Annotated in this window: 14 protein-coding genes; 8 read left to right on the forward strand and 6 right to left on the reverse strand. The window is 66.3% G+C overall.

Annotated elements, in window-relative coordinates; translation table 11 throughout:
* The first annotated feature begins 112 nt into the window (after positions 1-112).
* The 7 genes from L8G49_RS00445 (at position 113) to L8G49_RS00475 (ending at position 10698) form a co-directional block, all read left to right on the forward strand.
* Positions 113-1075 carry a polysaccharide deacetylase family protein gene (locus tag L8G49_RS00445; protein WP_242181707.1) on the forward strand — a complete coding sequence of 321 codons (963 nt, stop codon included), beginning with the start codon at positions 113-115 and terminating at the stop codon, positions 1073-1075.
* A gap of 40 nt (positions 1076-1115) precedes the next feature.
* Positions 1116-2126, forward strand: coding sequence for a glycoside hydrolase family 5 protein (locus L8G49_RS00450; protein ID WP_242181710.1), 1011 nt, complete (start codon positions 1116-1118; stop codon positions 2124-2126).
* Entirely contained in the window at positions 2123-3925 is a 1803-nt protein-coding gene (locus tag L8G49_RS00455; protein ID WP_242181712.1) for a glycoside hydrolase family 9 protein, read from the forward strand. Before L8G49_RS00450 ends, L8G49_RS00455 begins: the two co-directional genes overlap by 4 nt.
* 494 nt (positions 3926-4419) lie before the next feature.
* Complete coding sequence (locus L8G49_RS00460; RefSeq protein WP_242181714.1) at positions 4420-4938, forward strand: YfiR/HmsC family protein; 519 nt, start codon at positions 4420-4422, stop codon at positions 4936-4938.
* Positions 4939-4940: 2 nt separating this feature from the next.
* Positions 4941-6980, forward strand: coding sequence for a TonB-dependent receptor (locus L8G49_RS00465; protein WP_242181716.1), 2040 nt, complete (start codon positions 4941-4943; stop codon positions 6978-6980).
* Complete coding sequence (locus L8G49_RS00470) at positions 6970-8769, forward strand: methyl-accepting chemotaxis protein (RefSeq protein WP_242181718.1); 1800 nt, start codon at positions 6970-6972, stop codon at positions 8767-8769. The genes L8G49_RS00465 and L8G49_RS00470 overlap by 11 nt, the downstream gene beginning before the upstream one ends.
* Before the next feature lie 501 nt (positions 8770-9270).
* Positions 9271-10698 (forward strand): sensor domain-containing diguanylate cyclase, encoded by a 1428-nt coding sequence (locus tag L8G49_RS00475; RefSeq protein ID WP_242181720.1) that lies wholly within the window; start codon positions 9271-9273, stop codon positions 10696-10698.
* A 40-nt stretch (positions 10699-10738) separates the two neighbouring features.
* On the opposite strand, the gene L8G49_RS00480 is transcribed toward L8G49_RS00475, so the two are convergent.
* Positions 10739-13225: an EAL domain-containing protein gene (locus L8G49_RS00480; RefSeq protein ID WP_242181721.1), complete on the reverse strand. Its 2487-nt coding sequence runs from the start codon at positions 13223-13225 to the stop codon at positions 10739-10741.
* Between the two features lie 229 nt (positions 13226-13454).
* Between L8G49_RS00480 and L8G49_RS00485 the strand changes: the two genes are divergently transcribed.
* Entirely contained in the window at positions 13455-13760 is a 306-nt protein-coding gene (locus tag L8G49_RS00485; protein ID WP_242181723.1) for a hypothetical protein, read from the forward strand.
* Positions 13761-14014: 254 nt separating this feature from the next.
* Here L8G49_RS00485 and L8G49_RS00490 read toward each other — a convergent pair whose 3' ends face one another.
* From L8G49_RS00490 to L8G49_RS00510, 5 genes are all read right to left on the reverse strand, one after another.
* Complete coding sequence (locus L8G49_RS00490) at positions 14015-17605, reverse strand: M1 family aminopeptidase (RefSeq protein ID WP_242181725.1); 3591 nt, start codon at positions 17603-17605, stop codon at positions 14015-14017.
* Positions 17606-17614: 9 nt separating this feature from the next.
* A complete protein-coding gene (locus tag L8G49_RS00495; RefSeq protein ID WP_242181727.1) occupies positions 17615-18523 on the reverse strand; it encodes an ABC transporter ATP-binding protein in 909 nt (302 codons plus the stop codon).
* Positions 18524-18861: 338 nt separating this feature from the next.
* The gene (locus L8G49_RS00500) at positions 18862-19929 is read right to left on the reverse strand and encodes a carotenoid 1,2-hydratase (protein ID WP_242181729.1); all 1068 of its coding nucleotides are present in this window, start codon (positions 19927-19929) and stop codon (positions 18862-18864) included.
* Positions 19929-22472 (reverse strand): FtsX-like permease family protein, encoded by a 2544-nt coding sequence (locus L8G49_RS00505; protein WP_242181731.1) that lies wholly within the window; start codon positions 22470-22472, stop codon positions 19929-19931. Before L8G49_RS00505 ends, L8G49_RS00500 begins: the two co-directional genes overlap by 1 nt.
* Entirely contained in the window at positions 22465-23205 is a 741-nt protein-coding gene (locus L8G49_RS00510; RefSeq protein WP_242181733.1) for an ABC transporter ATP-binding protein, read from the reverse strand. The genes L8G49_RS00505 and L8G49_RS00510 overlap by 8 nt, the downstream gene beginning before the upstream one ends.
* Positions 23206-23521 lie beyond the last annotated feature (316 nt).

A 23521-nucleotide genomic window follows, 5' to 3' on the forward strand; every position in this document is an offset into this window, starting at 1 on the left:
CGACACATCGGGTTGACACGATCCGCGGGGTACGGTGTGATACCGGTAACACGGCCAGCTCGAGGCGATCGCAACCGCGACCGGACCAGAGCCGTGGGGAGCAGGATGCCGTATGCGCGGGTGGAAAGTCTTGGCCGCCGGAGTTGCGGCGGCGCTCGTCGCAGCAGGATCCGCCCTCGCAGCGCCGCCGTCCGAACGCTCCTCCGCCCCCTCCCCCGCGGCAAAGACGCGGTCGGCGCGCCCGCAGATCGCTTTGACCTTCGACGACTTGCCCGCGCACGGGCCGTTGCCGGTCGGGGGCGACCGGCTGGTCATCGCCCGGACGATCATCGCCGCGCTCGCCCAGCATCATGCGCCCGCGTTCGGCTTCATGAACGCGACCTTCGGCGCGGGCGACTCGAACGCCCCCAAGGTGCTGGCTGCATGGCGCTCGGCCGGGCTGCCGATCGGCAACCATACCGCGGGCCACGTCAATCTCGACACCGTCGGATCAAGCGCCTTCCTCGCCGATGCACTCCGCAACGAACCCGCGATCGCCGCGGTCGCGGGTGACAGCGACTGGCACTGGTTCCGCTACCCCTTCCTTGCCGAGGGGCAGGACGCGAGCGTACGCGACGCCGTCCGCGCCGGGTTGCGCGCGCGCGGCTATCGGATCGCCGCGGTCACCATGAGCTTTGGCGACTATGCCTGGAACGACGCCTTCGCGCGCTGCACCGCGCGGCACGATACGACCGCAATCGCCACGCTGGAGACGAGCTACCTCGCCGCTGCGCGCGCGCAGGCGCAGCGCTCGCGTGATCTTTCCCGCGCTGCGCTCGGGCGGGACATTCCCTATGTCCTGCTGCTCCATCTCGGCGCGTTCGATGCGCGAATGCTGCCGCGACTGCTCGATCTGTACGATCGGATGGGGTTCGGCTTCACCACCCTACCCGAGGCGGAGGCCGATCCCTTTTACGCAGGATCGCGCGATCTGTCGCAGCGCGGCCCGACCGCGACGCTCGAAGCAGCGGCGAATGCCAAGGGGCTGCTCGTTCCCGCCAATGCCCCCCTTCCAACTGCCGACGTGTGCGCGTGACACCGTTTCAAAGCCTTGCCGGTCCGGGAGCGACGCGACGATGACGATTTGCCAGAAGCTGAAGCTCGCGCTGGCGTGTAGCGCCGCACTGCTGCCGGTCGCGGCGAGCGCCGCCCCGGCCGGCGACGCCTTCGCCACCGCCGCGCACCTGCACCGCGGGGTCAACGTGCTCGGCTACGATCCGCTGTGGAAGGACCCGGCGCGCGCACGGTTCCAGCCGCGCCATTTCGCGATCATCCGCAAGGGCGGGTTCGACTTCATCCGCCTCGTGCTCCAGGCGTTCGACCATATGGACGCCACCAACCGGCTCGACCCCGAATGGCTCGCCACGCTCGATCGCGTGGTCAAGCAGGCAAGCGACGCCGGCCTGTCGGTGATCATCGACGAACATGATTTCAACGCCTGCTCGGACGATCCCGACGCCTGTGCCCCGAAGTTGAAGGCATTCTGGCAACAGATCGGCGAGCGTTATCGCACCGCTCCGAAGTCCGTGCTGTTCGAACTGTTGAACGAGCCGCACGGCAAGCTCGACGCGGATCGCTGGAACGCGTTGCTCGCGCAGATCCTCCCCGTGGTCCGCGCGAGCAATCCGCAGCGCACGCTCGTGATCGGGCCGACCAACTGGAACAGCCTGAGCAAGCTGGACACGCTGAAGCTGCCGCCGAGCGACCACAACATCCTCGTCACCTTCCATTATTATGAGCCGTTCCGCTTTACCCACCAGGGTGCACCGTGGACCGACAATCGCGATCTCCACGGCATACCGCTGACGACGGCCGACGAAAGGCGCATCGGCGCGGACCTCGCCACGGTCGCCGCCTGGAGCGAGGCCAACAAACGCCCGGTGCTGCTCGGGGAGTTTGGCGCGTTCGACAAGAGCGGTACGCCGATCGCGGACCGCGTGCGCTACACCGCGACCGTCCGCCGCAATGTCGAGGCGCACGGCTTGCCCTGGGCCTATTGGCAGTTTGACGGCGATTTTATCGTCTACGACATAAACCACGACACATGGGTCGAGCCGATCCGCCAGGCGCTGGTGGGGAAACCATGAGCGTGCGGCGACTCGTTCCGCTCGCGCTGCTGCTCGCGGCGGCGGGGGTGCCCACCCCGCCCGCCGCGATCCGTATCGATCAGGCAGGCTATGAAACTGGCGGTCCCAAGACCGCGATCTTGCTGTCTGGTGCGACGACCCCGCTCGCCTGGACCTTGAGCGATTCGCAGGGACGGACGGTCGCGTCCGGGTCCACCGTCCCGTTCGGTCCCGACGCCGCGTCCGGGCAAGCCGTGCACCGGATCGTGTTCGCCGATTTCCATACTCCCGGCACTGGCTATGTCCTGCATGTCGGAACGGCCGCGAGCCACTCCTTTGCGATCGCAAACCGCCCGTTCGCGCCCGTCGCAACCGCGGCGATGGCGTTTTTCTACCAACAGCGCAGCGGCGTGCCGATCCTGCCCGCGCTGGTCGAGCGGCGCGACCTCGCGCGCGCGGCGGGCCATGCGCCCGATCGCGCCACCTGCTTTGCGGGGCGTGACCAGAAGGGCGTTCAATGGCCGGGTTGCGGGTATACCCTCGATGCGACGGGCGGCTGGTATGACGCGGGCGACCAGGGCAAATATGTCGTCAACGGCGGCGTCTCGACCTGGACCCTGCTCGATCTGCACGAGCGCCTCGGCGCGTTCGGCGATGCGGCGGCCTTCGCCGACGGGCGGCTCGCGCTGCCGGAACGCGCCAATGGACGCGACGACCTGCTCGACGAAGCGCAGGTCGAGGTCAAATTCCTGCTCGCGATGCAAATCCCCAATGGCATGTCGCTGGCGGTCGCGCGGCGGAATGGCGAGGCGGGGTTCGAGACGATCGACGCCGGGGGGCTCGTGCATACGAAGATCGCGGACGAACATTGGACGCCCTTGCCGACTGCGCCGGCCGACGACCGCGAGCGGCGGTTCCTCTACCCGCCGTCGACCGCCGCGACCCTCAACATGGTCGGGGTCGCGGCGCAGGCGGCGCGGATCTGGCGGACGATCGACCCGGTGTTCGCCGCGCGGTGCCTTGCCGCCGCACGACGTGGCTGGGCGGCCGCCCAGCGCTACCCCGACCTGCGTGCCAGTTCGGATTTCACCGGCAGCGGCGGCTATGGCGACAAGGACGTCCGCGACGAATTCACCTTTGCGGCGTCGCAATTTTACGCGTCGACCGGCGAAGCCCCGTTCCTCGCGCGGTTACGCAGCGACGGCGTGTTTGCGGACCCGGGCGACCGGATCGACTGGGGCTATCTGCGGCTTGCGGGCGCGCTGACCCTGGCGACAGTGCCCAGCGCGCTTCCGACCGATCTGCGCGCATCGCTTCGCGCGGGCATCACACGGCTGGCGGACGGCTTTGTCGCGGATACACGTCGCAGTGGCTATGGCCTTCCCTACGCCGGAACGCGCTATCCGTGGGGGTCGAACGCGATGATCCTTAACCGCGCAATGGTGCTCGGCGTGGCATGGCAGATTCATCCTACGCCCGCCTATCGCGAGGCGGCGGTCGCCAGCATGGACTATGTGCTGGGGCGCAACGCGCTCGACCAATCCTATGTCACCGGTTTCGGGGCGCGCAGCATGCATCACCCGCACCATCGCTTCTGGGCGGCGATGGCGAACCCGCGCTATCCCGCGCCACCGTCGGGCGTGCTATCGGGCGGGCCCAATTCGGACGAAGCGCGACGTCCGGGGCCGATGCACGGGTGCGCGCCCCAGGCGTGCTGGATCGATGACTACCGGGTCTTCACTGTGAACGAGGTCGCGATCAACTGGAACGCCCCGCTGGTATGGACGGCCGCCTTTCTCGACGCGAGCCGTGCGCGGTAGGCAGTGCTCGTACCGCGCCCCCCGGGGCGGCGTTGCCGCCTGCTTCTACTTCGAGGCGAAAGGTCGCCCTGTCCATAAGGCGACGGGCGGATCCAGGAGGACAGTTAAACTTTTGCGTGCGGCCAAGACCGTCAAGAACAACTGGTCCTGCTCCAGAAAGGTGCTCGCGGTTTTCCAGCGGACCTTCGTGCATCGTGCTGCCAGAATGAACGGCATGGAAGCTGGTAAGCTCATCCGAGCCATGGATCCTGCGACCGCGAAAGTACGCGCCGCCGGATACGTCTAGGCGCCCTCCGAAGGCGAAACCCACGCTTTCAATTTGCTTCACGCCACTTGTTCTGGCGATCAACCCTGGCGCGTCCCCAAGATGGCAGCGGGCGGGTCAACGCTACCGGCGGTTTGTCCAAAGCGCTGAACTTTCCATGGCTTAACGCCGGTATTAACCATTTGGAGAGGACCAGCTGCGAAAACGGGCGCGTCGAGTAGGGGGTAGCGTGCACAAGTCCTGGTTTTCAACGGGCGCCGTCGTAGCGCTTGGTTTCGCAGCGCCGCTGAGCGCCGAACTCAACGTGCCGATCGCGGCGCGCGTCGTCTCCTTCCTCCAGCCGCCGCCAAGCGGGACGATCGCCGCCGCGATCCTCTTCGATCCCGGCAATGCGGCGTCGGAAGCGGAAGCGAGCGCGATCGAACGCTCGATCGGGTCGGGCCTCGCGGCGGGGCGCAGCGCGATCCACGCGCGTCGGCTGCCGATCGGCGCGATGGGTTCGCTCACCGGCTACAATATCGCGTTCGTCACCACCGGTCTGCGCGCCGAACAAGGCGGCATCGCCGCGGCGGCCGCCAAATCTTCGGTTCTGACGATCTCCTCCGATCCGTCCTGCGTCCAGGCGAGCCGGTGCGTGGTCGGGATCACCTCGACGCCCAAGACCCAGATCACCGTCAACCGCGCCGCCGCGCGCGCCGCCAATATCCGCTTCGGATCAGCGTTCCTGATGCTGGTCAAGGAAATCTGACAATGGTTGCTCCCTTGCGTATCCAGCGCCTGCGCACGATCCTCACGATCGGCGCCGCGCTGAGCCCGGCTGCGGCTTTCGCCCAGGCGGTCGATTATCAGGCGCTCCAGGCGACCGTCGGCGAGCCGGTCACGACCAGCGTCACCGGCACGCCGCAGCGCGCGTCGGAACTGCCCGCCTCCGCTACGATCCTCACGCGCGACGACATCGCGCGCTCGCCGGCACGCGATGTTCCCGGCCTGCTCAAGTCGTTGGCAGGCGTCGACGTCAATCGCTGGACCGCCGGGCAGACCGATGTCGCGGTGCGCGGCGGCGTGCAAACCTATAATGCGCGGCTGCTCGTGCTCGTCGATGGCCGGCAGGCCTATCTCGACCATTACGGCATGACCGACTGGAACCTGCTGGGCGTGCAGCTCGAGGAGATCCAGCAGATCGAATTGGTCCGCGGTCCGGCGAACGCCTTGTTCGGCTTCAACGCCGCGAGCGGGGTCGTCAACATCATCACCCGGCGGGGCGCATCGGCACCCTCGGCAACCGCGACGGCGGAGGTCGGGACCCATGGCGCCAGCAAGCTCGCCGGCTCGGTGCTGCTTCCGGTCACGCCGACGATCGGGGTCAAGCTCGCCGCCGGTCGCACGCGCGAGGACGAGCGGGCGATCCCGGCGACATTGCTGCGACCCGACATGGTCTACGATGTCGCGAGCGACCAGGTGTCGGGCGATGTCGACGGGACGTTCGGCGCGCTGCAGGTTGCGCTCGGCGCGGGGCATTCGACCAATCGCCAGGTGGAATATCTGCCAAGCCAGCTGCTGTCGAACCAGAACTATTCGAGCGATACGCTGCACGGGTCCGTTACCCGCGACACGCCCTGGGGCGGGTTGACGGTCAATGGCTACGTGAACTGGCTCGACGCACAATACGGCGTCGGTGCAGGCGCGAACGCCACCGACCCGATCGACTATCGGAACCGCATCGTCGTCGCGCAGGCGTCGACGCTCGTTCGGCTCGATACCGTCGATACCCTGCGGCTCGGCACCGAGTACCGCAACAATCAGCTCGAGTCCGATTATCAGTTCGCGCGGCGGATCGCCTATGATGTCGCGTCGGCCAACGCGATGCTCGACCTGCGGCCGCAGGAGCGCGTCTCGTTCACCGTCGCCGGTCGCCTGGACCGGCTCTGGCTTCACCAATCCGGCGTGATCGTGCAGCCCGCCTATGACGACCCCGCGGCGTTCGACCGTGCCTTCACGCGGTTCAGCTTCAATGCCGCCCTGCTGATTCGTACCGGGGGCGACGGCATGCTCCGGATCAACGGTGGCCGGGGCTATCAACTGCCGTCGCTCGTCAATTTCGGGATCCGCCTCCCGATCGTCACGCCGGCGCCAGTTCCGATCTTCGTCGCCGGCTCGCCGCAGATCGACCCCGTCACGGTGTGGAGCGGCGAAGTCGGCTACACGCACCCGCTGCGCGCGATCAAACTGGAAGCGACCGCGTTCGCCACCTGGACGAAAGGCGCGATCGCGTCGCCTGGCGACGGCTTGCAGACCGAGACCTTCCTGTCGCCGCTCCCGTCGCTGGTGGCCCGGTTCCGCGCCGTCGGCGACTTTACCACCTACGGGGTCGAACTCGCCGCCTCGGGTTCGCTCGCAAAGCTGACGTGGCGCGCCAATTATACCTGGACGCACACGGACGATCGTTTGCCGCCGCCAGTCGCGCCGATCCCGTACGCGCTTGCCCCGCAGTCGACCACGCCGGTGCACAAGGCCAATGTGGTGCTGGGGTACGATATCGGACCGGTGACGCTCAGCGGCGCCGCGCGCTACACGTCCGCCACGCGGCAGCTCGCTTTTTCGCCGACGCCGCAACTGCTGCTGTATCGGGTCGATCACGCGGTCGCGCTCGATGCGCGCGCGGGATACCGCGTGACGCGCGCGATCGAGCTCTTCGCAGCGGGCGAGAATCTGGCGCTCGCGCGCGGGGCCGCGGTGTCGCCAATTCCTGCGGACCGTCGCGTCCGTGCGGGGGCACGCCTTGCCCTTTGAGGCGATCCTGACGCGCCTTCGAACGCTGGAGGAACGGCTGAAGCTGCCCAGCCGGTCGATCCGCGCCAAGGTTGCGGTGACCCCGATCATCATGCTGGTGCTGTTCATGGCGATGGCGGTCGCCAGCACGACCGCCCTGCTCCTCGCGGGACGCAGCGTCGAGCATGTGGTCAACCGCGACATGCCCGACATCAACCAGCTCAATGCGATCACGCAGCGGTTCGATGCGGCGAACCTGGACGTCTATCATCTGATGGTGGTCAAGGCGGCGAACCCGACCGCCGCGATCGACGCGCGGGTCGGCGTGATCCAGCGCGAGTTGCGCGACGTCCGGTCACGGCTGGTCCAGTTCCGGCAGGCGCATCCCACCCAGGCAGGCGCGTTGAAACCCGTGCTCGTGGAACTCGACCAGTATCGGGCGACGGTTGATGTGGTGACGTCGATGCTTGCGATCGACTTTGCCAGCACCGCCGCAATGGTCGAGCCGTTCCGCACCAATGCGCAACGGATCAACGAGCAAATCCGACAGGTCACGGCAGCGGGCATCCGGCGGGCGGAACAGGAGGCGGCAGGCGCGGTGCTCGGCACCAGGGTCACGATCGTCCTGCTGTTGCTCGCGCTCGTCATCAGTACCGCAGTCAGCCTGGTAATGGCCTATCTCGTCGGCCGGTCGATCGTCCTGTCGATCACCGGGATCGCGGCGGCGACCGAGGCGGTGATGAACGAACGGACGGTCGATTTGGCGGCACTCGAACGGCGCGACGAGCTTGGCCTGGTGGTCACCGCGCTCGCCTCTTTCCAGCTCCAGCGCACGCAAACGCGGGCGTTGGCAGCGCGTGCCGAGGCGGAGGAAAAGCGCCAGTCCGCCGCGATCGCCACGCTCGAGGCGCAGGGCCGGCTGGACCGCGAGCGGACGCTGGCGGGCCTTGCCGAAGCGTTCGACCGGCAGGTCACCGGGATCATCCGCAAGGCGCAGGGCGCGATGGTCCAGCTCGAAACCAATGCCGCCAGCCTGCAGGACGCGATCAGCGGCAATCGTACGCTGGCGCATGAACTGGACCAGATTGCCGAGCTGTTCGCGACGGAGATGGTCGAAGCGGGAAAGCAGACACAGTCGCTCGCGCGGGCGTTTGATGACATCGACCGCGAAGTCGCCGGGACGAGCCTCGCCGCCAAGTCGATGACCGAGCATGCGCGCAGCGCGAACGAAACGGTCGCGCTCTCGCAGCAGCAGGCCGCCAGCATCGAGCAGATCGTCGACGTGATCACGGCGATATCCAAACAGACCAACCTGCTCGCCCTCAACGCGTCGATCGAAGCGGCGCGCGCCGGACCGGCGGGCGCCGGCTTCGCGGTCGTAGCGGGCGAAGTCAAAATGCTGGCGTCACGGACCGGCGCGAGTGCTGGTGACGTGCGTTCGAAGATCGAGGCGGTGCAGGGGCAGATCCGATCGGTCGTGACGACGACCGAGCATCTCGGCGTGCTGATCCACAGCCTGGACAATGGCGCTGGCCGCGTCGCCACCATGTCCCGAGGACAGACTCAGGCCATCGAGCAGCTGAACGGGCGGATCACCGCGGTCAAGGACCGTAGCCGGACTCTCACCGAAGCAAGCCACCAGATCTCGTCGTCGGTTGCGTGCAGCCTTGCCGCGATCGAGGAGGTTCAGCAGACCGGAGCATTGCTCAAGCTCACGCTCCAGTCGCTTGCCAACGATGCACAGCGGTTCACGGCCCATTTCGTGGTCGCGCGCGCAGTACGATCGGACGCGGAACAGCGCACAGGATAGACCTATTGTGCCTTCCCAGTGACACGTGCCCATCGCACCAGCTCACCCTTGATGACCTATAGCATCATCCTTTTTGCCGGCATTGACGGCATGACCTTCCGCTATAGTCTGAGCGTTCTCGAGAAACTGCTCGGAGAGGGAAGATGCAACTGCCTGCAAGGGTACGTGCCCGCGCTGTGTGTGCTGAGGCGTTTGTTGTCGTTGCCGTCACGGCGCCTCTGATAACTCTGTGCATCGCCTTACATCTGAAGGGTATCTTGGTGAATTAAAGAGGGCGGATCGTCGCGACACCGGCGGTTCCGTTCGGCGTCTCGCCAGCAGTCCGCCGCGGAAGCAGCACGGACCTGGTGAGATCGAGCAGGTCGACGCGCGTCGCCAAGCCTTTGTATCAAACTTCCTCTATCGTCCTGTGGTTACGTCACATTTACCCCCTGCCACTACGACGGGCCGATGCACCACAGCCCGATTTTGCCGCATCCGAACTCCACAAGGCGTACGCAAATGCACGCAGACCTGCTTGAGGGTGGCGGGTTCTGGCAATGCCTGCCGGGACCGGAACTGACCGCGGTCGCAGAACTCGCGCAGCGCCTGCTCGGCAGCGACATGAGCGCCTTTTCGGTCCTTGATCGCGATTGGCAGTGGCTGACCGCGAAATGCGGCATCGATGGCGACAGGATGCCGCGGGAACACGGCTTCTGTGGTCGGGTCGTCGATACGAACGCAGTGCTGCTCCTGCCCGACGCGGCGGCAGACCCGGATTATCGCGATCATCCGATGGTCGCGGGCGAGCCGCACGTCGGCGCTTATGCCGGTATGCCGGTGGTGATGCACAATGAGGATGGTCACGACGTCGTCGTCGGCTCCCTCTGCGTCGTCTATCGCCGAGCCCGCGCGTTTGACCCCGACGCGGTGGAGCAATTGCGCAAGCTCGCGGCAATCGCGGCGGCGCTGGTCAGCAGCCGCCTGACCGCACTGGAGCTCGCCGACCTCGCAGCGCAGCGGCAGGACGATCTCCAGCGCCTCGCGCGGATCCATCGCCAGCTCGGCCAGGCCGAGCGGATCGCGGGGATGGGATCATGGCGCCTCGACCTTGCCGACAACAGCATCCACTGGTCCGATCAGGTCTACGCAATCCACGACCTGCCGATGACGCAGGTCCCGCCCCTCGAGTCCGCGATGTCCTTCTATCCAGGGCGTTCCCGCACCACCCTGACCGACGCGCTCGACCTTGCGATCCGGCAAGGGCGGCCGTTCGACGAAGAGGTCGACTTCGTCTCGGCAACCGGCACCGCCAAGCGGGTGCGCAGCATGGGCGAGGTCGAGGTTCAGAACGGCACGCCCGTAGCACTCATCGGCGTGTTCCAGGATGTCACTTGTCGCTACGAGATGGAACAGGCGTTGCGGCGATCGGCCAGCACCGACGAGTTGACCGGACTCATCAACCGTGCCGGCTTCAATCGCCTGTTCGCGGAGGCAATGGCGGCAGCCGCCGATGATGCGGGTCCGCTCGCCCTGATGCTGATCGATCTCGACGGCTTCAAGGCGGTAAACGACCAGTGTGGACACCTTACGGGCGATCAGGTGCTGCAAACGATCGCGTCGGCACTCCATGCGCCGTATCTGGCGGATTGCACCTGCGCGCGACTGGGCGGCGACGAGTTCGCGATCCTCGTGCGCGGTCGGGCCCCGGACGCCGTAACGACCCTCGCGCAGACGCTGCTGGCGGATCTGCGCCACGAGGTTGCCGTGGGCGACGGTGAAACGCTTGCGGTGTCCGGCACGCTGGGCATCAGCTGGTTCGCGCCGGGCCTGTGCGAACGGGACCTGCTGCGACGCGCCGATGTCGCGCTGTATCATGGAAAGCGGACCCAGCGGGGCACGGCGACCTGCTATGCGCCGGCGCTCGACGAGAAGCCGGACCGACCATAGACGCGTAGCGGCACGCCATGCCCCTGCTCAGCGTGCGGCCTTACGCCTCTGCCGCGCCGACCACCGCATCGAGAATGACCCCGTTCTTGAAGCTGCCGATCCCGGCGGGGCGACCGATGTGATAGCCCTGGACGACATCGCAGCCTTCCGCGCGCAGCCGCTCGAGCTGATCGTGCGTTTCGACCCCTTCCGCAACCACCGGCATGCCCAGCCCCCGGCCCAGGCCGATCACGGCCTGGACGATCGCAAGCGACTGCGGATTTTCGTCCATGTCGCGGATGAAGGATTGGTCGATCTTCACCTTGTCGAACGGAAAGGTGCGGAAATAGGTAAGGGACGAATAGCCCGTGCCGAAATCGTCCATCGACACCGACACGCCAAGTGCGCGAAATTCCGTCAGCAGGCGGATCCCCCGGGCGGTGTCCTTGATGAGCATCCCCTCGGTGATCTCGATCTCCAGCCGCCGCGGGGGAAGCGCCGCCTTCGCGAGGATGCGCCCGACCTGGGCGACGAGGTCGTCCTCGTCCATCTGCGCGGGGGAAAGGTTCACCGCGACCTTCAGTTTGGGGCTCCAGCTCGCGGCTTCGGCGGCCGCCGCCTCCAGCACGAAACGGCCGAGATCGGGCATGATCCCGCTTTCCTCCGCAATCGGGATGAACAGCGATGGCGGAATGCGCCCCAGACGGGGGTGATCCCAGCGGGCCAACGCCTCGAAGCTGATGACCGTGCCGGTCACGGCATCGGCGAGCGGCTGATATTCGACATGGATTTCGCCGCGATCGAGCGCGGTGCGCAGATCGGACTCGACTTGCCGGCGCTCCCGCGCGGCGTCGTCCATCGCGGGCTCGAAGAAGCACCATTGATTGCGCCCCTCGGCTTTCGCCCGGTAGAGCGCCAGATCGGCGTTGCGCAGCACCAGATCACTGTCGCCGCCGTGGCTCGCCTGGTGGATCGCGACCCCGGCCGAGGCACCGATACCCACCCCGTGACCGCGGATCCCGAACGGGCGGGCCAGCGTGTCCACGGTGCGGCGGGCGATCCGCCCGGCACTGCCGCTGTCCGCCACCAGAACGGCGAATTCATCCCCCCCGAGGCGGGCAACCGGAGACTGCGATGCGGTCACGATGCGCTGCGCCGCCTCGACCAGCACCTCGTCCCCCGCGGCATGGCCGTAGAGATCGTTGACGATCTTGAAGCGGTCGAGATCGAGGCAGATGATCGCCGGGGTGCCGCCCGCCGCGATGCATTCGTCGACGATCTCGCCGAACCGGGTGCGGTTGAGCAGACCGGTCAGCGGGTCATGATGCGCCAGATACGAGAGCCGCTGGTTGGCCTCGCGCTCTTCGGTGACATCTTGCGCGAAGCCGAGCAGGATCATCCGGCCATCGGGCCCGACCGACCTGATCTTCGTCGCCTCGATCTGCCGGACGGTTCCATCGGGTCGGGTCATCGTCCGCTCGAGCAGGATCGGGCCGGACGTCGCCATCGCGGCGTTCGTCGAGCGGCGATAGGCCTCCATGTCGGCCTGCGGAAACACGTCCCCCCAGCTACGCCCGATGATGTCCTGGCGACCGCGACCGCTCAGCTGTTCGAAGGCGCGGTTGACGAACACGTAGCGGTCGGTGGTGAGATCCTTGGCATAGATCGCCGCAGGCATGTTCTCGACGATCGCGTCGGTCAGCATGCGGCTCGCTTCGCGCTCGGCCTCGAGCAGTCGGCGCGCGGTCGCGTCGCGGAGGATCGATACGATCGTGACGTCGTCGCCTTCGCGGTGGACGCCTAGGGTGAGTTCGACGTGCACCTCGGTCCCGTCACGACGCAAGGCGGGAATTTCCACCACGCGCATCGGCTGCGCGCTGTCCGACGCGACCAGGCGGTCGAACCCGGCACTATGCGCGCTGCGCATCGCCGGCGGGATGATGAAGGTGATCGGCCGACCCAGCGCCTCGTCGCGCGGCCAGCCGAGCAGCGCCTCCGCCGCAGCGTTCCAATGCGTGACCCGGCCATGCCGGTCGCAGGTGACGAACGCATCCGTCGTGGTCTGGTCGATCACCGTCGTGGCGCGTTCGCGGTGCCGCAGTTCGCTGAGCTCGACGCGTTCGACCACCTGTTCCGCGAGCAGCATCAGCCCACGCAGGTCGCGATCGCCGAAGGTTCGCGGGCGACGATCGACGATGCAGAGCGTCCCGAACACGACCCCGTGCCGGTTCCGCAAGGGAACGCCGGCGTAGAATCGCGCGTGAAGGTCCCCGAGGACCAGCGGATGATCGTGGTAGCGGAGATCGGCGGCCAGGTCCTCGACGATCAGCGGCTGCGCCGTCTCGAGCACGTGCCCGCAGAACGCGATGTCCTTGGGAGCGCTGCAGAGGTCGAGGCCGATCTTTGCCTTGACCCAAACGTCCTCGCCATCGTCGATGTTGACCAGCGCAATCGGGACGTCGAACCGGTCGGCGGCGATCGCCGCGATCAGGTCATATTCGGGCGAAGGCGTTCGCGGGAGCTGGGTGGTACCGATCGTTGTGTTCATACCCTTGGGGCCGCTCGTTCGTGCAAGCACAAAGGGATACAGCGTGTCTCTTACCGAAATGTGCACGCCGCCCCGGAAGCGGCCCGTTGGCGCGCTGATCGTATCGGTGGGGTAGCAGGACGGGCCCACGTCGCCGTTGCGGCAAGTTTATCTCGAAATCCGGACCAGTACGCGGGATATAACGGCCGTACGTGCGTTGAGCGCTTCTGGATTCACCGGAGATTGCGCCATGCCTACGATCAACGCCACGTTCGAGACCCGACGCGAAGCCGAATTGGCCATCGAGCACCTCGTGCAAGAGCATGGGATAGACCGCGACGACGTGCAGTTCGGTACGGAGGGCGACCAGAATAGCGCCGGCACCGAGGCCAGCGGCGCTGACAATGAGACCGAGCTCGAGGCGGGTACGGAAGACGAGGCTGCCTTGAACGGTCGCATCGCGCTTACCGTCACGATCGACAGCGAGGAAGCTGCCGAATCCGTCCAGGAAGTTCTCGAGGAATACGGCGGGGACGACGTTACGATCGAGGGCTGACCGCTTCGATGAGGACAGGCCGCGGCACATCGTGTGCCAGCGCCGCCCCGGGTGTCCCGGTATTACACCGAGGAAGACCGGGGCGGCATTGGCGACCCGCTCCGCGATGCCGCCGGTGAAGGCGGCACGATAACGGTCGGTCGCAGCCCCCTCCCCCTTCCTGGAGCCGAACGCCGGTGTCCTTGGGTGGAGGCAGGCTGCGGCGGGCAAAGAGGTAGCTCAAACCGTTTGCCCTTGAGTAAAGATTCGTAACCCTAGCCAGCTACGACCGGCACGATATTGTCGTCGGAATTCCGATCCACATAGGTGTTGTAGGGATCGATTCCCGCAAAGGCCGGCTTGCGGCGGGTCACGATGCGGATCGTCTTAACACCCGATTGCACCGGCCGCCGTTCGATCGCGATGACGTCCTTGGCCGCAAACGCGCCGAGCTCGGGTTTCTGGTCGAACAGCCCGATGGCGATGTGGTCTTGCAACGCAGCGGGCGTTTCCTTGCCCGTACCCGTCGCATAGAACTTGCCCGCATCCACGCTCAGGCTGGTCTCGAAGGTGCCGTCGGCCAACGTCCGCACGGTCGCCGTCTTGGCTTTCAGATCGTAGATCGTAATCCGATCGAGCAGGTCGAGTACCAGCTGCCGTTCCTCCGGCGTTCGGGCCAGCCCAAGGAAGCCGTTCACGAGCTCGAGCGAGCGCGGATACGGCTGGCTCTTGAACCGATATTTGGCGAGCAGCGCGCGGAGCATGGTGTTGACGCGGGCTTCGCCCAACCGGTCTTGCAGCAGATACATCACCACCGCGCCCTTGCGGTAGTGGATGTACCCCTGGTCCTCGACCCGATCGAGCGGCAGCTCCTCGATCCGCTCCGATCCACGCGCGCGCAGGTAGGTGTCGAGTTCATATTTGAGAAAGCGGCGGATCTTGTCCTCGCCGTACAGGTGTTTCATCACCATCAGCGCGGAATATTGCGCCATCGTTTCGACCAGGATCGTGCCGCCCTGCTGGTCCGCGCTGATGATCTGGTGCGCCCAATATTGGTGACCGAGTTCGTGCGCGGTGACATAGGTGACATAGTCGATCTTGTCCGGGCTGTTATTGTCGGCGAGGAAGCCGATCCGCTCCGAATAGGGGATCGTGCCCGCAAAGGCCTGGGCGAAACTGTCATAGCCAGGAAACTCGATGATCCGCGCATAGTCGAACTGATAGGGTCCGAAATTGGCGCGATAATAGCCGAGGGAAGTCTTCATCGCGGCCAGCATGCGATCCACGTTATAGCCGTGCTTGGCGTCGTAGAAGACCGACAGCCTGACTCCGTCGGCAATCTCGGACTTCTCGGCATAGGCGGCGGACTGTACCGAGAAGAAGGCGAGGATCGGCGCGGGTGACACAAAACGCGCGGTGCGGCGCGCGCCGGCGATCGTATCGGATATCTTGCGGCCCGGCGCGATCGGCGTCTGCCCGGCATCGGTCGATACGGTGATGTCCGAATTCACCCAGTCGGCATCGCCGATATAGTTGCGCCGCTGCGCGGATACGTCTTCCAGCTTCGCCTTGCGCAGCTCGGACGGCAGTCCGTATTTGCGGCGCTTGACGCGATCCGCCAGCAGGCCGTCGCGGTTCATGCCGATCTTCGGGGTGAACTGAGCGTTGTTGAGGAAGGTGCCGTTCGCGATCAGCCGCGTGTCGTCGCCATTGGCGCGGAGCGCGACGGTCTGGCGGCGGGTCTGGAAATCGAGCGTTCCCGTGGCCCCCGGCGCAAGCGGGGTGTCGAAACGATAGATGCGGTATTTGAAATCGGCATCATTCATCACGAGTTTCGTGCCTGGAACGGCAATCGACACGATGGCCGTATTCTCGTCCTGCAAGCGCACGTGAAGGTCGCGCACCGGCGCACCGGTGTCGTTGACGAAACGATAGCGGCCGCGCGCCGTCATCTGCCGCATCTTCGGATGGAGCTGTACATCGAGCGTGATGTCGGTGGTCGAGGGCTGAAGCAGCTTTTCGTAGGGAAGGTATTTCTTCTCATAGGTCGCGAGGCGCTGCTCGCTATCGTCGCGCGTGCGGTAGATGTTGAGCACGTCCATCTGCCGATAGAGCCACACGCCGGTCATGGTAGAAACGAGCAGCGCGGCCGCCAACACCGCGCCGGCCGGCCCCTTCAACCGGTTCGGCACCTGGCGCAGCCGCGGCCAGAGCCGTGTTTCGGTCCCGCGCCGCCACAGCACGTGCGCGAAGACCGCCAATGCCAGGGCGATGCCCGCCCAATACAGGCGCAGCCACCAACTGAGCAGGCCGCCGATCTGATCGCCGTTCATGTCGGACAACTGGACGTTGCCGGTGCTGCCATAGTTATAGAGCGGGTGATCGAACCCGATGGTCGACAGCGTCAGCGTGGCAACCAGATAGATCACCATGATTCCCCAGCCGATATATTTGTTGGGGCTGAGCGCCTGGACGAACACGGACAGAACCGCGAGCAGCACCATGTCGACCGTCAACGGCAGCAGATACCAGTCGAGATATTGCAACGGCTCGAGCGTGGTAACCCCGCGCGCGAGCTGGACGAGGACGGCAGCGACCGCGGAGATCAGCACCGTCGCGAACAGCACGCCCGCTACAGCGAGCACTTTGGGCGCGATATACGCCCAATTGGGTAGCGAGGTCGCATCGATGATCTCGTGCATGCGCCGTTCGCGGTCCCGCCATACCACCTCGCCGCCATAATAGATCGCGATGATCAGCGGGAAGACACCGAACGCCCCCATCAACGTGCCGATCACCGCGAAGGTCAGCGGTCGCGCGGCCGTGCCGTACATTTCGCCGGCGAAGATCAAGCCGCCGAGCGCGTTGAACAAACCAATCAGCAGCAGGACGAAAAACGCCGGGCTGCGGAAGACCAGCCCCATCTCGAAGCGACACCGCAGCCACAGCCGCGCCCGTCCCGCTGCCGCCGGGCGGACCGGCGGCAGCGCCTGTACGAGCAGTGGCGCCGTGGCCCCGAGCTTCGCCTCCTTGCGTTGCTGACGGCGCATCGTGCCCGTCGACACGCCGCGCTCGGCGAAGCTGAAGCGGGCGTATGCGAACATCAGCGCCGCGGCCGAGACGACCAGCCAGATCACCCGGTTCCACAGCAGAACGCCCGAAAAGGCGGGCAAGTGCGCGTTCGATTCGCTTGCGGTGAAATAGCGCGTCGTCTTGCTGAGTGCGCCGATCCCGAACGGCTCGATATACGCCCCCAGCTCGCGATATTCGGGCTTGGACCGGATCACCGCGTTGAGGACGACATAGAGGACGAGGAACAGCACGACGCCGAGGTAGGAATACATCATCGAACGCGTCGTCGTCGCGACCGCGAAGAAGATCGCCGCGGTCAGCAGCAGGTTGGGCAGCGCGAGCAGGACATAGACGTACAGATAATCCTGCAGGCGGTTCGGCCCCAACGTTTCGGAGTCGACCCATGGCATCAGCGAACCGATCCAGATCGCCAGCGGCACGACCAGGAAGGTGATGGCCGCCGCGACGAACGCGCCGACGAAGCGCGCCAGCAGATAATCGAACTTGCTGACCCGCGTCGAGCGCACCATCGGGCCGAACCCGCTCTCGTCGTCGCGTACGATCACGTTGGCGACGAACGCCGTCGTCACGAACATATAGAACAACGTTAGGATCAGTGAGACCTGGGCAAGCGCAACGGGCGCGTTCTTGTGGATGTTGCCACCGCTGCCAATCTGGATCTGTTCGGTGGTCATCGCCCCGAAGGGCAACAGGAAGAACAGCACCGATACGACCCAGAAGACCGGGTTGCGGAATTGGTAGCCGAGTTCGAAGCGGGCGATCTTGCCGAACATGTCGCCCCCTTACGCCGCGACGGCAGGCTGTGCGGGGTCCGTCGCGATATGGCGCGACCGCGAGAGCGTGGAGAAGTACACGTCCTCCAAACCGCCCTGCACCAACGCGAAACCATCGCCAGGGTCGGTGTTCGACAGGACGTGGATGATCGTCCGCCCCGCGAACAGGCGGGTCGAGATGACCTTCATCGTTGACGCATATCGCGCGAGGTCGTCGCGCGCGATCGTCTTGGCCCAGACGGTGCCGCGCGAGGCCTGGATCAAGTCCTGCGGCGCGCCTTCCAGCTGGATCTTGCCGGCGGCGAGTACCGCCATGCGGGGGCAAAGGTCGGCGACGTCCTCGACGATATGCGTCGACAGGATGATGACGACATTCTCGCCGATTTCGGCGAGCAGGTTCAGGAAGCGATTGCGTTCTTCCGGGTCCAGCCCGGCGGTGGGCTCATCGACGATGATCAGTTGCGGATTGCCGATCAGTGCCTGCGCGATGCCGAAGCGCTGGCGCATGCCGCCCGAGAAACCCGCAATCGCCTTCTTGCGCACGTTCCATAGGTTGGTCTGGTTGAGCAGCGTCTCGACCGTCTCCTTGCGCTCGCGCGCCGACGCGACGCCCTTAAGCACTGCCATATGATCGAGCATGGCATAGGCCGACACGCGTGGGTACACGCCGAAATCCTGTGGCAGATAGCCGAGCCGCTCCCGCAAGCGATCGGGCGTCGCGAGAATGTCGATGTCGTCGAAGCGTATGCTGCCCGAGGTCGGGGCCTGCAGCGTCGCGACCGTGCGCATCAGGGTCGACTTGCCGGCGCCATTGGGGCCAAGCAGCCCGTACATCCCCTTGGGAATGGCCAGCGATACATCGTCCAGCGCGCACGTGCCGTTGGCATAGATATGCGTGACGTTCTTCAGCTCGAGCATGTGTCATCCCCCATGTCGCTGTACGATAGCGCCGTGTATTACGATCCTAAAGCACTATTTTACCATCCGGACGAAGTCGATGTTTGGTGTCATCGGCGGACGCGGCGCGGTGTGCAAGTCCGTTGATCCATCGTCACCATGCGCTGGAACGGTGTTTGGCCGTCTGGGCGAGTAATCCACACCACGTCGAACGATCGGCATGCTGGCAGCGACAGTGGCGGAAGCGTCCTAATTGTCAGTATTTCGTCAACGATGAAGACAATGCTTCGCCGCTACGCCAGAACAAGCGTGCCGCTCCGGTACGATCGCCGAAACGTGCCGGTCTTCATGCGGCGTTGCTACATCGATAACGGCCGGTCATACCCCGTCAGCTCGAGATACCCGCGACCGCCAGGCGTTCGCACGGCACCCTCCCAATAGACCGGAAGCCCACTTCGACGGGCGTCGAGTTCCTGCGCGGCGAACATTGGCGTGAGCCGACGCGTCGTGACCTTTCCGTCCACGCGAATGCTAAGGTCTTGCGTGACCGGATACGCTGCCCCGGTCGCCCGGCTCCGCCAGACGGTGACCGGCCGGAACGCCACGTCCGAACGCCCGAGCACCACCGTCCTTCCGCCGGGCTGGCGCAAGGCGCCGCCCGCCCAGAGCGTACCGCCGCCCTTCCGGCGTATCCTGAACGCCATCAGCGACGATCCGTCCGCGAGATTGAGGCCGGTCCAGTCCCACCCCTGCGCTGCGGGCGCGAGATAGTTTGAGGACCATTCGCGATCGAGCCATGCCTCGCCGGTCACCGCCGTGCTGCGATCACCGCGGACGACGCGCCCGGATACCTGCAGATGCGGCATCGAATAATAATAGCTCGCTTCCTGGCTTTGCCCCCCCTTGCGACTGTACCCCCCTTGCCCTTGCGGCAACGGCGGCTGCGTCGGGGTGAACGCAAGCGCGAGCTTGAACCCGTCGGCCACCACGTCGGTCTGCCAGCGTCCGTCCGGAAGACGGCGGAGCCGCCAATCACGGATCGCCACGTCCGCATCGCCCGTTTTGGCCGACGCAAGCCCAAAACCTTGCCGCGCTGCCCGCTCACCGTGCAGCAGACGCCCGTTCGCTGGATCCGAAAGCGCGGCATGCGCAAAGAGCACCTGGCTGGCGACGAAACGGCTCGGGTTGCCGGCATCGACGGGCGGACGGGTACGGAAAAACGTCACCTGAAAGCCTAGATCCTTGCCATCCGCTGTCTTGAGCCAGCCGGTCACATACCACCATTCCGTCCGGAACGCCGGATGCGCGCCATGATCCCCCGGAAACCGCAGGACGATGCCAGGGCGCACTTGCGGATACGGCGTGGCCGCGGGTACCGCGACCGCGATGGCGGCAAGCGCCCCGGTCACCATGGCGGGTCGCCGCATCACCAATCCTCCCGCACCGACTGGATCGCGCTACGGGCGGTTGCGCGACGCCCAGCCAGAACCGCAGTGCCCGCAGCCGCCCCGGTAAGGGCCCCCGCGACGCTGACCAGCGTGCCGATCGGTATGCGCGTCGTCATCGTCCAGTTGAAGGACTGCGGGTTGATGACGTGGATCAGCACCTGCGCCAGTACCAGCCCAAGACCGATCCCCGCAAGCGCCCCCGTCAGGCCGACGATCGCCCCCTCGGTCGCGAGCATCGCGGTCAGCTGGCGACGGGTCAGGCCGAGGTGGCGCAGCATGCCGAACTCGCGTTCGCGCGCGATCGTCTGCGCGGACATCGTCGCCGCCACGCCCGCGAGCCCGACCACGATCGCCACCGCCTCCAGCAGATACGTCACCGCAAAGCTGCGATCGAACAGCGTCAGTGCAAGCCGGCGCAGCGTCGCGGGCCGGGTCATTGCAACCTGCGCCCGCAGCGATGCGGGAAGTCGCGCGGTCATGCCGGCGGCAATCCTGCCAACGTCCTGCCCCGGTTGCACGGTCACGGAAATCTCGTTGCGGCCATCGTCCCCGGTCAGACGCTGATAATCGACCTCGTCGATCAGGACCGCCCCCGCCTGCCGCCCATAATCGCGCCAAACGCCGGCCACGAAGAAGCGCGTGCCCCCGGCGATCGGCAGCGTCAACGTGGCGCCCGGCTCCCACCCGTACAGGCGCTGTGCCGGTTCGGACACCCAGACCGGCACCGCGCCGACGGGCAGCGATGACGCACGCTTGATCAGGACCAGCAACGGATCGCGACCGTTTCGTTCGGGACGGGCGATCAGGCTGACCGGGGGGCGATCGGCGGCGATGGTCAACGGCAACTCGCGGCTGAACGCGACCGTCGCGATGCCGGGCGTCGCGGACAGGCGAGCCCGCGTGGCCGAGTCGAAGGATGCACCCGCCGTGGTCCGCGCGTACAGGTCCGCCCCCAGGACGTCACCGAGCCAGTCATCGACTGCGCCACGAAAGCTCGTCACCATCGTCGCCATGGCGATCATCAGCGCGGTCGAGGCCACGATGCCGCACAACGCGGTCGCCGCCGCACCGGGAGCACCGTGCAAATGCAGCACCGCCAGCCGGCGCGGAACCCGTCCCGGCACCCACGCCCGTCCCCGATCCCGCTGCGCCAACGGGCCGAGCAATGCCCTGGCGAGCCAGGGCACGCCTGCCACGCCCCCCGCCAGCATCAGCGCCATGCCCGCAAAACCGAACAGCGGGAGACCGTCGACCGCCGGCAACAGCGCTGCGCCGATTCCAGCGATCAGCAGCGCTGCGGCGGGCCACCACGCGACCGGTCGACGCGGATCGAGCACGTCGCCGGCATTCTTGAGCGCCGCCGCCGGCGAGGCGCGGGCCGCGACCCGGGCCGGCAGGGCGCTGCCAAGGCACGCTGCCAGCAAGCCGAGGAGAAAAAAGCCCAGTGCCGCCCATGGCTGGAACACGACGCCGGTGCGGCTCCCCCCGAAGTACCCCGCGCCGAGATCCCCACCCAACCACTGTAGCGCCGCCCATGCCAGGCCATAGCCTGCCAGCAGTCCCACCGCGGAACCGACCACGCCGATCGCCAGGCCTTCCACGACGATCGCTGCGATCACCCCGCCGCGAGGCATGCCGAGTGTCCTGAGCAAGGCGAATGCACGCTGTCGACGGACCACCGAAAGCGACTGCGCCGAATAGACGAGGAAGCCTCCGGTCAACAGCGCAACGAGTGCCAGCATGTCGAGGTTGACGCGATAAGCCCGGGACAGCGCATCGCCTTGGGCGTTCTGCGCCGCAGCGGTGGAGAGAACGGCGTCGGCGGGTAACAGCGCCTGCAGCGCCGGCTCCGCTGCGGTACGATCGGTCAATGCCAGGTCCAGCCGATCAATGCGCCCGAGCCTGCCAAAACGCCACTGCGCACCCGCGATGTCCATAACTCCGACCGATGCGTCCCCTGCGCCGGGCAGCGTGCCCGCAATCCGCAGCGGCACCGTCCTGCCGTTCGCGACGATACGCACCGTCGCACCGACGCGTGCGCCAATCTGGGCGAGCGTTTGTCGGGACAGGAACAGTGCGGTTTCGTCGAAGGGGGTATCGTTTCCCGCGTCCGGGCCGGCCGGACGCAGACCGATCAGCGACGGCGTCACGACGGCGGCGCGGATGACATCGACCCCCAGCAAGGTCAATCGAACGCGGCCGATCCGCGCATCGAGACTGACGACCGGGCTGACGTCGGCTACCCCCCGAGCAGCTGCGATCTTCGGATAGAGGCGCTCATCGATCCCGAGCGGACTGGTGGCGCGGACCGACAATTCCGCGGCGCCGCTGACCCCGCGCATAGCGCCGTCAAACGACGCCAGGGCAGACCCGTTGACCAGGTGGACGGCGAACCCCAGCGCCACGCCCACGGCGATCGCTACAGCCGTCATCAGGAAGCGAGCGGGATGGAACCGCCACTCACCCGCGACGAGCCATGCGAGCGCGAGCCGTCCCGAGATCAGCCCGGCGGTCTCAGCCACGCCGCTCGACCAGGCCGTCGGCGCCGAGCGTCAGCACTCGGTCGGCGATAGCCGCACTTGCCGTGGAATGCGTCACCATGATTCCCGCCGCGCCATTGCCACGCACGGCCTCGGCAAACAGGGCCAGCACGCGCGCCGCGGTCTGGGGGTCGAGGTTCCCCGTCGGTTCGTCGGCTAAAATCAGTGCGGGATGGTGCACCAGCGCGCGCGCGATCGCGACGCGTTGCAATTCCCCGCCCGACAGGTCGCGCGCATACCCCCCGCCCCGCCCGGCCAGGCCGACCGCATCGAGCATCACGTCCGCCCGCAAATCCGCCGCTGCGGCATCGGGTGATACGAGCGCCAGGGGCAAAGCGATATTCTGGCGCAACGTCAGATACGGCAGGATATGAAAAGCCTGGAACACGAACCCGATCCGCTCCCGCCGCAGGCGCGTCCGCGCCGTTTCGTCGAGCCCGCCGAGATCGATGCCGTCGATCGTCACACGGCCTTCGTCCGCTTCATCCAGCCCGGCGAGGATGTTGAGCAGGGTCGATTTTCCCACGCCGGATTCGCCGATGATTGCCACGAGCTCCCCCGCCGAAACCGCAAGGTCGAGGTCGCGGAAGAGCCGGCGCGGTCCAGGCACGGATTTACCGAGCGCACGAACGTCGAGCAGCGCCCGCCGTCCGGTACCGGGCGGGGGAGCCGGCGCCGCTCGGAGCCCTTCGCTGTCGTACCCAGTCCCGCGCATGCGCAGTCGTCCATTCAAAGTTCGAGGGTCAGGCCAGTTCTCTTAGCGTACATTTTATCAAGGGTATCGCTTCCCTTGAACTGTGCCGATCGAGTCGTGGCTCCATCTACGATCGGCAACAGGCCGCTCGACGACCCTTACGGGCACAACGATGCGTTCTGGCGACGCTTGCACGATCGAGCGATTTTCCTAGCGGCCTACGCCGCCGCAACAGCGGCGTTCCAGACGTGGACAATCGTCCATAGCAACTGCGTAACCCGGGTCACGCCCTCCCTAAGTTCCAGGCATGCCGCGGCGCGCCTGACGTCCGCCCGAA

Origin of the sequence: Sphingomonas sp. CARO-RG-8B-R24-01, assembly GCF_022662295.1 — a bacterium.
Classification (GTDB): Bacteria; Pseudomonadota; Alphaproteobacteria; order Sphingomonadales; family Sphingomonadaceae; genus Sphingomonas.

Bases quoted from the DNA above. Each gene is read 5' to 3' on its own strand.
- L8G49_RS00490 (WP_242181725.1), bottom strand. From the start codon at position 17,605: ATGTTCGGCAAGATCGCCCGCTTCGAACTCGGCTACCAATTCCGCAAC.
- L8G49_RS00445 (WP_242181707.1), top strand. From the start codon at position 113: ATGCGCGGGTGGAAAGTCTTGGCCGCCGGAGTTGCGGCGGCGCTCGTC.
- L8G49_RS00455 (WP_242181712.1), top strand. From the start codon at position 2,123: ATGAGCGTGCGGCGACTCGTTCCGCTCGCGCTGCTGCTCGCGGCGGCG.
- L8G49_RS00495 (WP_242181727.1), bottom strand. From the start codon at position 18,523: ATGCTCGAGCTGAAGAACGTCACGCATATCTATGCCAACGGCACGTGC.
- L8G49_RS00480 (WP_242181721.1), bottom strand. From the start codon at position 13,225: ATGAACACAACGATCGGTACCACCCAGCTCCCGCGAACGCCTTCGCCC.
- L8G49_RS00485 (WP_242181723.1), top strand. From the start codon at position 13,455: ATGCCTACGATCAACGCCACGTTCGAGACCCGACGCGAAGCCGAATTG.
- L8G49_RS00450 (WP_242181710.1), top strand. From the start codon at position 1,116: ATGACGATTTGCCAGAAGCTGAAGCTCGCGCTGGCGTGTAGCGCCGCA.
- L8G49_RS00500 (WP_242181729.1), bottom strand. From the start codon at position 19,929: ATGCGGCGACCCGCCATGGTGACCGGGGCGCTTGCCGCCATCGCGGTC.
- L8G49_RS00465 (WP_242181716.1), top strand. From the start codon at position 4,941: ATGGTTGCTCCCTTGCGTATCCAGCGCCTGCGCACGATCCTCACGATC.
- L8G49_RS00510 (WP_242181733.1), bottom strand. From the start codon at position 23,205: ATGCGCGGGACTGGGTACGACAGCGAAGGGCTCCGAGCGGCGCCGGCT.
- L8G49_RS00475 (WP_242181720.1), top strand. From the start codon at position 9,271: ATGCACGCAGACCTGCTTGAGGGTGGCGGGTTCTGGCAATGCCTGCCG.